Source organism: Micromonospora sp. NPDC047465 (assembly GCF_040643125.1).
GTDB lineage: Bacteria > Actinomycetota > Actinomycetes > Mycobacteriales > Micromonosporaceae > Micromonospora.
Genome location: NZ_JBEYTP010000050.1, coordinates 35295 through 43471, shown reverse-complemented (window position 1 = coordinate 43471; position 8177 = coordinate 35295). Strand labels below are relative to the sequence as shown.

Here is an 8177-nt window from a genome sequence, read left to right as displayed (position 1 = left end):
AACCGCATCCTCTTCGGCGTCGGCATCCACCACATCGCCTTCGACGGATGGTCACACGCCCTCCTCGTCCACGACCTCAGCCACGCCTACACCGCCCGGCTCGCCGGAAAGACCCCGGTCTGGGACCAGTCCGCACCCACCCTGCGTCAGTTCCACGACGAGTACACCCGGCTGCGCGACGCCGCCGACCTGGAGACCCAGCGGGCCTACTGGCGCGAGCAGCTACGCGGACTCTCCCGCCAGGGCGGAGGCCGGCCCCAGGCGCTCCTGGAGCAGACCCCGGCCTGGGGCCCGAAGACCGGGCACACGGTCACCGTCACCGGCAACGTGTTGGCACGCTGGGACCGCGTCGCCCGCGAACACCGGTTCAGCCGCTCCGCCTACTTCGCCGCCGCCTACGCCACCGCACTGCGCGCCATCCATGGGCAGACCGACATCGGCATGCTGATGATCGTCGCCCAACGCGGTAGCCGCATCCTCGACTCCACCTTCACGAGCCGGATCAACTCCAACTGCCTCCGGGTCCGCTTCGACGGCTCCAACGGGCCGGCGAAGGACCTGGCGCGGGCGGTCCAGCAGACCATCGACGAGCTGATGGCCGCGCAGGACATCCCCTTCCTGGAAAGCACCGCCGACCCGGCCGTCGGCGTGTCCCGGGAGGTGGCCAACAGCCTGCCCACCTTCGCCTACCAGGACAACGTCGTCCTTCCGCTGGACCTGCCTGGCTGCCGCGCCGAGGAGGTCGTCGACCCGTATGCCCAGGAGTGGTCGGGCGCCTGCCTCGTCGAGGTGCTTCCCGGCGAAGAGGACGTCCTCCTGCGCGTCACCATCCGCACCGACCTGGTCCCGCCTCCTGTCGCCGAGGTGCTGGCCGCGTCGATGCTGCGCTTCCTCGAAGCCGGACCCCAGGTCGACGACGATCCGACACACTGAGCGGGCCGTCACGACCTTCGCACATCTCACCTGCGGGAAGCCGGCATTGTCGCCCGGATGGCCGATCGCCACCGGCGTGACCGAAGGAGCCTGCCGGCATCTGATCAAAGTCCGGCTGGACATCACCGGCAGTGGCGGGGTACCGCCAAGGCGCAGAACCGCCAGCCGTGATCCGTATTCCGCGAGACGATGCGCTGCCACGATCCGTGCAGACCACGCCTTCGCGGAAGGAAATCCCATGTCTGTCCACCCCCGATGGGTCCGGTTCGGCCGGGCCGTGGGTGTCGTCGCCCTGACGGTGAGCGTTGCTGCCGCCGCGGCGCCGGCCGCCGCGGCCCCGCCGCAGCGGCCGATCGTCGGCTCGGCGTCCGGCACGGCGACCCCGGCCGGTACACCGGTCACACTGATCACCGGCGACCTCGCCGTGTACTCCGTCGACGCCGCGGGCCGCCCGTCGGCGTCGCTCGTCCCGGGCCCGAACGCCGACCCGGACGGCTACATCACCCGCGTCTTCCGCGATGACGTCTACGTCGTCCCGGCCCGCGCGGTCCCGATGATCTCCGAGGGCACCCTCGACGAGCAGCTGTTCAACGTCAGCGCGCTGGTACGCCAGGGCTACGACGACCGGTCGGCCGCAGCCCTGCCGTTGCTCGCCACGTACGGGGGCGCGGTGACGCGTACCCGCCAAGCGCCGCAGGCCCCGCAGGGCGCGACCGTCGAGGCGATCCTGCCGGTCGCGGACGCCGTCGCCCTGTCGGCGGACAAGGACCGCGCCGCGGAGTTCTGGCGCGACCTGATCGACGGTGACGGGCCGGCCATCACGAAGCTGTGGCTGGACGAGCGGGTCAGCGTGGCGATGGCCGAGAGTGCCGCGCAGATCCACGCCCCGCAGGCGTGGGCGGCGGGCTTCGACGGGACGGGCACCACGGTGGCCGTCCTCGACTCCGGCTACGACGGCAAGCACCCGGATCTCGCCGGGCAGGTGGCCGGCGCGAAAAACTTCACCACCGACTCCGGTGGCGCCGACGTGGACCTGAACGGGCACGGCACCCATGTCGCGTCGACGGTCGCGGGCACCGGCGCTGCCTCCGGCGGTGTCGAGAAGGGCGTCGCGCCCGGCGCGAAGCTGCTCATCGGCAAGGTGCTCGACGGTTACGGCCGGGGCCAGGAATCCTGGATCATCAACGGCATGCAATGGGCCGTCGACCAGAAGGCCGACGTGATCAGCATGAGCCTCGGCGGCAGCGTCGGCACCGACTGCACCGATCCGATCGGCGTCGCCGCGCAGGCGCTCGCGCAGCAGAGCGCCTCGCTGTTCGTGGTCGCCGCCGGCAACGCGGGCCCCACGCTCCAGACGATCAGCGCGCCCGCCTGCGCGAAGGACGTTCTCACCGTGGGCGCGGTGGACTCCGCGGGTCAAACCGCACGGTTCACCAGCCGCGGCCCGGTCACCGGCACCCACACCGTCAAGCCCGAGATCGCCGCGCCGGGTGTGGAGATCCTCGCGGCCGAGTCCGGCACCGGCGGGTACACCCGGATGTCGGGCACGTCGATGGCGACCCCGCACGTCGCCGCGGTTGCCGCGTTGCTGAAGCAGAAGCACCCCGGCTGGACGGCGCAGCAGCGCAAGGCGGCGCTGATCTCGGCGGCGACGCCCAGCACCACGGGCCGGGTGCACGAGGTGGGCGCCGGTGTCGTCGACGCGCTGCGCCCGCTGACCGCGGCGGTCGTCGGCCCCGGTGTCGTCGACGCGGGATCGTACGCCTGGCCGCACCTGCACCAGTCGAAGACCACGACGACGGTCACACTCACCAACACCGGTGACAAGGCGGTCGCGTTCGACCTCGCGATCGCCGGAGCGACCGCCGAGAACGGAGCGCCGCTGCCGAAGCGGACGTTCGCGGCCGGGATCGGCACGGTCACCGTCCCAGCGCACGGCACGGCCGAGGTGCCCGTCGTCCTCGACCCAGCCGTCAAGCTGAGGGCCGCCGAGTACGGCGCGATCGGGGCCCGGCTCGTTGCCACCGCAGCCGACGGCAGCACCGTCGTCACGGCGATCGCGGCATACCTGGAGCCGCACTCGGTCACCGTGAAGCTGAAGCTGATCGACCGCCGCGGCGAGGCGCCGGCCACGCCGTCGTTCGTGGACGTCGTGGACGCGGACCGGCTGACCGCCCTGCGGTTCGCGTCGTTCACGACCGAGCCGACGCTGCGGCTGCGCGAGGGCCGCTACTCGATCAACGCCGTGATCGCCAGCCGTGACGCGGGCACCACCGGGGCGAACGGCCTGGTCCACTCGGTGACGTTCATGGGCGACCCGGAGTTGGTGGTCAACAACGACGACGTCGACCGGACCATCACCTACGACGCCCGGACGGCGATCCGGCAAAAGGTCACCGCCGAGCGGCCGATCGAGGCGCAAAGTGTCGCGGTGGAGTACGGCCGCTGGTGGGACACCGCGTACATCAGCGGCGGCTACACCGGCGGGAAGTCCGTCGACGAGGTCTACGTCGGCCGGACCACGCCGGTCACCGACGGCGGCTTCCAGCTGGGCAGCTACTACCGGCTGTACGCCCCCGAGCTGGCCCTGCGCACTACCGGCGGGATCGCTCTCAACCCCGTCTACATCGGGCCGAGCCGGCTCCAGGCCGCCGTGCCGACCCGGTTCGACGGATCCGGCACCGCCGAGCTGGTCGACGCCGGAGCAGGCAGCCAGGCGGAGCTGGCCGCGGCGACCGGGAAGATCGCGCTGGTGCACTCGACCGATGTCGCGAAGGTCCTCACCGCCGCCGCGGCCGCAGACGTCAAGGCCGTCCTGTTCGGACGGAACGAGCCGGGCCGCTGGTCCGCGACCGCCGCGTCGACCATCCCGGGTCTGACGGTCACCGCCACGGAGGAGTCCGCCCTGCGGGCTGCGCTGGCCGCCGGACCGGTGACCCTGGCCTGGGACGCCGTCGTCACGAGCCCCTACGTCTACAACGTGGCGTTCGCGGACGAGCGGATGACCCAGCCGGACGTGCCGCTGCAGGTCAGAGAGGAGAAATTGGCCCGGGTCGACGAGCGGATCCATTCCACCCGCACCAACCGGGTCATTGTCGACGGAATCCAGTTCTTCCCGGCGAACTACCCCAGCGCCGTGTCGCTCGTCTCCGACACTTTCGCCGTTCCGGTCGAACGGGCCTCGTTCGTGACCGCCGGTGTGCAGACCCAGCGCCTCATGGCCGGGGCGAGCGTCCGGGACGAGACGATGTTCGCCGCGCCGCGGACCGCCGAAGCGGGGTCCGCCCGGTCGGAGGACTGGTATCGCGGCCCGATGCGCTCGACCGGCACCCGGCGGGCGGACCTGTCGCCGGAGCGCATCGCCGAAAGGCAGGAGGGCCTGATCGGCGCGGCGATGCTGGTATGGGGTGACACCGACCCCGACCATTACGGCATCGGCGGCTTCGGCGACGTCGGCAACGCGGAGCTGTTCGCCAACGACGTCAGCCTCGGGCGGAGCGCCTGGCCGCAGGCGATCTGGGACGTGCCGGACGCCGACGCGGCCTACCGGCTGCGGGTGACGACCGGGCGGTTCAACCCCGGGCCGCCCAACCATCCGAACTGGAGCCTCTTCTACAGCACCGAGACGGAGTTCCGGTTCCGGTCGCAGCGGCCGTCCGACAACGGCCTCTACGGCCTGCCGATCCTGGTCCCGTCCTACGAACTCGCCGTCGACACGCGGAACCTGACCCCGGCGACCGCCGGGTTCGAGATCGGCTTCGGCGGCGCCGGTCAGCGCGACTACGACGCCGGGCGGATCACGGCGGCGCAGGCGTGGGTCTCCTTCGACGACGGGACGACGTGGCAGGAGGTGACCGTCACCCGAAAGGGGGCCGGATTCGTTACCACCGTGGACCAGTCGGCGGCCGCCGGGAAGAACGTCTCCCTGCGCGTCGACCTCACCGACGAGCGCGGCAACGGCGTACGCCAGACGATCATCCGGGCGTACGGCGTGCGGTGATGTGGTTGGCGGGGCTCCGGGACTCAGCTCGTCCCGGGGCCCCTCCCGGCCACCCGACCGGCGCCCGGGACTGTTCAAGATCCATGAGCATGGCCCATACTCTCCGCGTCGTCACGGGCGGAGGGAGGCAGCCACCGATGCTGGCCGCGTTGGGCCTGAGCCCCGAGGACGAGGCGGTCTACAGTTTGCTGGTCCGGCGCGCGCAGGCCGGCCCGGACGAGCTGGGCGACGCCCTGCGGATGCCCACCGCGGCGGTCGAGGCGACGCTGTCCCACCTGCTGGCCTGCGGCCTGGTAAAGCGCGGATCGGACGGCGTGTTCTCGGTGGCGCCGCCCGCCGTCGCGCTCGGCGCGCTCATCAGCGAGCGGCGCAACGCGCTCCGCAGCGCCGAACTGGCGCTCGTCACGCTCGCCGAGGACTACCGCGGGGCGGTCGCGGGGCGCACCATCGACGAACTGATCGAGGTGGTCACCGGCGTTGACGCGGTCCGCCACCGGTTCGCCCAGGTGCAGCAGGCCGCCCGTACCGAGGTGCGCAGCTTCGTCACGCTGCCCTTCATCGCCGTACCGCCAGGGAGCAACGCGGTGGAGTCGGTGGCGGTGGACCAGGGGGTACGGTTCCGGGTCGTGGTGGACCGCCCGGCGCTCGCCGAGCCCGGGGTAGTCGCCCAGACCCTCGAGTCCCTGCGCAGCGGCGTCCAGGTGCGGGTGGTCGAGTCGTTGCCGATCAAGCTCATCCTGGCCGACGCGGAACTGGCCCTGGTGCCGTTGACCGCCACGCCAGGGGGCGAGCCCGGCGCGGTGCTGCTGCACCGCACCGGGCTGCTGGCCGCGATGGACGCACTCTTCGAGGTCGTGTGGCGGCACGCCCACCCGCTCGAACTGACCGCCTCGGCGAGCCTGACCGAGGACGCCGGAGCCGGCACCGACGCTCCGACCGAACTGGACCGCAGGATCCTGGCGCTGCTGCTGGCCGGGCTCACCGACCAGGTCGTCGCCGCCCAGCTCGACCTGTCGCTGCGCACCCTGCAACGACGCCTGCGCCACCTGATGGACCTGGCGGGGGTGGAGACCCGGATGCAGCTCGGCTGGTACGCCGCCCGCCACGGTTGGGCGTAAGCGGCGGCGCTCACCTCAGCCAGCCCAGGAAGCGGCGGCGCAGGGAGATCCTCGGCGGCACGAACGAACTGCGCCCCCATGTACAGCGCCAGGGACATCGGCGCGTCCGCGGCCGTGAGCTAGACGGCCGGGTAGGTGCCTGGGGTGTGGCCGAGGGTGCGGCGGAACACGTCGATGAAGGCGCTCGCCGACGACCAGCCGCAGCGGTGGGCCACGACGGTGACCGGCGTCTTGTCGGCCAGCAGGATCAGCGCGTGGTGCAGGCGTAGCTGGGTGCGCCACTGCGGGAAGGTCATGCTGAGGTCGCGGCGAAACATCCGGGACAGGGTGCGGTCGCTGGCGCCCACCTCACGGCCGAGTTCCGCGAGCGTACGGTTGTCGCCCGGGTCGGCCTGCAGGATGGCGCACACGGTCCGCAGCATGGGCTCGGTGGGGGCCGGAACGTGCAGCGGTTGCTGGGGAGAGGCCCGGAGCTGGTCGAGCAGCACGGCGCGCAGGCGGGCCCGTTCGGGGCTGTCTCCGTTCCCGTCGCGGGTGTAGGCGACAATCAGTTCGCGCAGCAGCGGGCCGACGGTGAGCACGGTCGGAGTGTCCAGGCCGAGCGGGTTGTCCGTTGCCGGCAATCCGACCAGGTGCAGGTCCAGCTCGCCGTAGGCCCGGTGGGCGTGCACCGTGCCGGCCGGCACCCAGATAGCGCGCGTGCCGGGGGCGACCCAGGATCCTCCGCTGGTCGTGACGGCCAAGACCCCGCGGGCGGCGTAGACGATCTGGTGATCGTCGTGGCGGTGCGCGTCGATCTCGCCCCCGGACGCGAGCTGCTGAGCACGTGTGGGGGCCACCGGATCGTGGCGGATTTCCGTCATTGGTTGGCAGCTTATCGGAAGCCCGACAGGGTGGTGAGTTGGAACCATCGCCGAGTGCGAAGGAGAACCTCAATCACTCTGCTCTCCGTCGGCCATGCCTGCGTCGACATCTACCAGGGCACCGTCGCGGCGCTGGTGCCGTTGTTCGTCGCCGAACGGGCGTACACCTACGCGACGGCATCTGGCATCGTGCTCGCTGCCTCGCTGCTGTCGTCGGTCGCGCAGCCGCTGTTCGGCGCGCTCACCGACCGCCGGGCAATGCCCTGGCTGCTGCCTGTCGGCACCATGTTGGGCGGGGTGGGCATCGCGCTGAGCGGACTGAGCGGCAGCTACGCACTCACTCTCTTCTTCGTGGCGATCTCCGGCATCGGGGTGGCCGCCTACCACCCCGAATCCGCGCGCATCGCCCGCGAAGCCAGTGACGGCAGCCACACCGCCATGGCGTACTTCGCCACCGGCGGCAACGTCGGCTTCGCGCTGGCGCCGCTGATGGTCGCCGCCGTCGCGGCCATCGGTGGCCTGGGCTGGACGCCGCTGATGGTGGTGCCGGCTCTCGCTGGCACTGCGATGGCCTTGCCCGTCCTGCGCGCTCTGGCCAAGCGCAGGAGCGCCGAAAGCGGAGCATCGGCGCCGGTCGGGCGCGACGACACCGCCTCGTTCGTGCGGCTGACGCTGGCCGTGGTGTTCCGGTCGATCGCCTTCGTCGGCCTGAGCACGTTCATCTCCCTGTACGCCCAGCAGCGCACGAACGGCAGCTCTGCGGCGGGCACCGCCGCCCTGTTCGTGCTCTACCTGGGGGGTGTGATCGGCTCGGTGCTGGGCGGTTCGGCGGCAGCCCGATGGGGCCGGGTGGCAGTCTCCCGCTGGTCCTACGCGATCACCGTCATCGCGATCGCGGGCGTGGTGTGGGTGCCTGGACCGGCCACCTATCTGTTCGTGGCCCTGACCTCGGCCGGCCTCTATGTGCCCTTCTCGCTCCAGGTCACCCTCGGGCAGGACTACCTGCCCACGAGGGTCGGCACCGCCAGCGGCATCACCCTCGGCCTGACCGTCAGCATCGGCGGCCTCGCCAGCCCTGTCATCGGCGCTGTGGCCGATGCGACGTCGCTGCGAACCGCACTGACGCCGCTCATCCTCATGCCGATGCTCAGCTGGCTGTTGTTCCGAACCCTAACTGACCCGGAAGTGCCGAAGCCCGATCTCGAGGGACGCGCGGAACAGAACCAGCCGGTCCTGCCCTCCCCGACTTCCGTTGACTGAGAT

5 protein-coding genes are annotated in these 8177 nt (G+C 71.6%); 4 read left to right on the top strand and 1 reads right to left on the bottom strand.

Going from position 1 to position 8177, the window contains the following annotated elements:
• The 3 genes from ABZ793_RS30200 to ABZ793_RS30190 all read left to right on the top strand — a co-directional run.
• Window positions 1-933 (top strand): condensation domain-containing protein (locus tag ABZ793_RS30200; protein WP_357463271.1); only part of this gene is annotated, 933 nt, incomplete at its 5' end.
• A 238-nt stretch (window positions 934-1171) separates the two neighbouring features.
• Window positions 1172-4933, top strand: coding sequence for a S8 family peptidase (locus tag ABZ793_RS30195; RefSeq protein WP_357463280.1), 3762 nt, complete (start codon window positions 1172-1174; stop codon window positions 4931-4933).
• 137 nt (window positions 4934-5070) lie between these two features.
• Window positions 5071-6051 carry a helix-turn-helix domain-containing protein gene (locus tag ABZ793_RS30190; RefSeq protein ID WP_357463268.1) on the top strand — a complete coding sequence of 327 codons (981 nt, stop codon included), beginning with the start codon at window positions 5071-5073 and terminating at the stop codon, window positions 6049-6051.
• A gap of 119 nt (window positions 6052-6170) precedes the next feature.
• Here the strand turns inward: ABZ793_RS30190 and ABZ793_RS30185 are convergent, their stop codons facing one another.
• Window positions 6171-6914, bottom strand: coding sequence for a helix-turn-helix transcriptional regulator (locus ABZ793_RS30185; protein WP_357463265.1), 744 nt, complete (start codon window positions 6912-6914; stop codon window positions 6171-6173).
• 54 nt (window positions 6915-6968) lie between these two features.
• Between ABZ793_RS30185 and ABZ793_RS30180 the strand changes: the two genes are divergently transcribed.
• Entirely contained in the window at window positions 6969-8174 is a 1206-nt protein-coding gene (locus tag ABZ793_RS30180) for an MFS transporter (protein ID WP_357463262.1), read from the top strand.
• The last annotated feature ends 3 nt before the right edge of the window (window positions 8175-8177 follow it).